Here is a 2,835-nt window from a genome sequence, read left to right as displayed (position 1 = left end):
ATCCTGCTCCGGAGCCGGGTCCGGCTCAGGCGTTGGGTCTGCCTGCGAGGCCTCCGGCTCGGGCACGGCTTCCGGCTCGATCGAAGGCGCGGCCTCGGGCGCGGGCGCGGCTTCCGGAATCTMGGGCTCGGGCGCGCGCTCCGGCTCGATCGCMGGAGCGACCTCCTCGACCGGCGCCGCGGGAACCTCCGGAGCCGGGACCTGGGTTGCAGCGGGTGCCGCCGGAGCCGATTCCGCGGGGGCCTCGGCCCGGGCGGCCAGGGATGCCGCGGCGGAGTAGTCCACCTCAACTTCCGGGCCCGAGTAGGCGCGCAGGACCACAAGGGACTTCGCYGCCAGCTTCAGAACGGACCCGGCCTTGAGCGGCTGGTCGGTGTCGGCCTGGTCGGCGGTGTCCACGACGACGTCCCAGAACGGCGAGTACTCCTCGGCCGGGAGCAGGAAGTCAACGTGGTCGTCATGGGCGTTGAACGCCAGCAGGAAGCTATCGTCAGTGATCCGGCGTCCGCGGGAGTCCTGTTCCTGGATGCCGTGGCCGTTGTAGAACACGCCGATGGTCCGGCCGAAGCCGCTGTCCCAGTCCTCCGGCAGCATTTCCTTGCCGTCGGTGTTGAGCCAGACGATATCCGGGAGCTTCTCGCCCTCGCCGCGGCGGACGGGGCGGCCGTCGAAGAAGCGGCTGCGCCGGAAGATGGGGTGGTCGCGGCGGATCTTGTTGACCACGGCGGTGAACTCCACCAGCGGCTGGTCCATGTCATCCCAGTGCACCCAGCTCAGTTCCGAGTCCTGGCAGTAGGTGTTGTTGTTGCCCTGCTGGGTGCGGCCCAGCTCGTCACCGTGCAGGATCATCGGAACGCCCTGKGACAGCAGGAGGGTCGCAATGAAGTTCCGCTGCTGGCGGGCGCGCAAGGTCAGTACGGCGTCGTCCTCGGTCTCGCCTTCCGCGCCGCAGTTCCAGGAGCGGTTGTGCGATTCGCCGTCGTTGTTGCCTTCACCGTTGGCGTCGTTGCGCTTCTCGTTGTAGGACACGAGGTMGCGCATTGTGAACCCGTCGTGGGCGGTGACGAAGTTGATGGAAGCCACCGGGCGCCGGGCAGAACTCTCGTAGAGGTCGGCCGAACCGGTCAGCCGCGAGGCGAACTCGCCGAGCGTGGCCGGTTCCCCGCGCCAGAAGTCACGGACGGTGTCGCGGTATTTGCCGTTCCATTCGGTCCACTGYGGMGGGAAGTTGCCCACCTGGTAGCCACCGGGGCCCACGTCCCACGGTTCGGCGATGAGTTTGACCTGGGAAACGATCGGATCSTGCTGGATCAGTTCGAAGAAGGTGGAGAGCTTGTCGACGTCGTAGAACTCGCGGGCCAGGGTGGACGCGAGGTCGAAGCGGAACCCGTCCACGTGCATTTCCGTGACCCAGTAGCGCAGGGAGTCCATGAGCAGCTGCAGGGAGTGCGGGTGCCGGACGTTGAGCGAGTTTCCGGTGCCGGTGTAGTCCATGTAGTGCTTCAGGTCGCCGTCCACCAGCCGGTAGTAGGCGGCGTTGTMGATGCCCTTGAAGGACAGCGTGGGGCCKAGGTGGTTGCCTTCTGCCGTGTGGTTGTAGACCACATCCAGGATCACTTCGATGCCGGCCTTGTGCAGGTCCCGGACCATCGCCTTGAACTCCTGGACCTGATGTCCGACGTCGCCGGAGGAGCTGTAGGTGTTCTGCGGGGCGAAGAAACCAATGGTGTTGTAGCCCCAGTAGTTGGTGAGGCCCTTCTCMACGAGGGTGCCGTCATTGACGAACTGGTGCACGGGCATGAGCTCGACCGCGGTGATCCCGAGCTTCTTGAGGTGCTCGATCACGGCGGGATGGGACACACCGGCATAGGTGCCGCGCTGCTCCTCMGGGACCTCCGGATGCAGCTCGGTCAGGCCCTTGACGTGGGCTTCGTAGATGACCGATTCGTGGTACGGGATGCGCAGCTGGCGGTCGCCGTCCCAGTCGAAGAACGGGTTGATGACGACACCGTGCATGGTGTGCGGCGCCGAATCGGTGTCATTGCGGGACATGGGGTCCCCGAAGTTGTAGGAAAAGAGCGCCGGGTCCCAGTCGATCTGGCCCTGGATGGCCTTGGCGTACGGGTCCATTAGCAGCTTGCTGGAGTTGAACCGGTTGCCTTTGTCAGGATCGTATTCCCCGTACACCCGGTAACCGTACTTCTGTCCGGGCTGGACCTGCGGCAGATAGCAGTGCCACACATAGCCGTCCACCTCGGTCAGTTCGATCCGGGTTTCGCTCAGGTCGTCAGCCAGGAGGCACAGTTCCACGCGCTCGGCGCGCTCGCTGAACAGGGCAAAGTTGGTGCCAGTGCCGTCAAAAGTGGCTCCCAGCGGGTAAGCCGTTCCGGGCCAGACTTCCATGTGTACTCCTCGTGCGTGACKAATATTCTCTAGACAGACTACTTGTAAGTAGGATTAGTATTTGTCCGGGCGCACTGAACGCGCCCGATTGTTACAGCTCCCGCATCACCTCCCGGGCCGCATCGGCAATGCCGCTGGCCGTCACCGGTCCCCCACCTGAGGCCCGGACACCGGCGCGGCCGTGGATGCTGGCTGCCATCGCCGCGATCGCCRCCCATCTCGCGTCAGGATCGATGCCATAGTCACCGAAGCGCCCGACGTCGGCACCCACCTGGGCCAGCAGCCCGCCGATAATTCCCKCCAGAACGTCCCCGCTGCCGGCCGTGGCCATCCACGGGGTGGCTTCCGCTTGGCTGAAGAAGTCCTGAAAGGGGGAGGCCACGAGGGTCGTGGCGCCTTTGAGCAGCACCGTGGCTTCGGTCAGACCCGCAG

At 65.4% G+C, this 2,835-nt stretch carries 2 protein-coding genes; both read right to left on the bottom strand.

All coding sequences use genetic code 11. From position 1 onward, the window contains the following. A partial coding sequence (gene glgX / locus AC1DBQ_RS22770; RefSeq protein ID WP_476930668.1) for a glycogen debranching protein GlgX occupies positions 1–2,403 on the bottom strand: 2,403 nt, incomplete at its 3' end. A 91-nt stretch (positions 2,404–2,494) separates the two neighbouring features. Next, on the bottom strand, positions 2,495–2,835 hold a 341-nt coding region (locus AC1DBQ_RS22765; protein WP_476930667.1), incomplete at its 5' end, for an NAD(P)H-hydrate dehydratase.

It is taken from the genome of Arthrobacter sp. 10T413_2, assembly GCF_056394205.1.
This window is presented reverse-complemented; position numbering and strand designations above follow the sequence as displayed.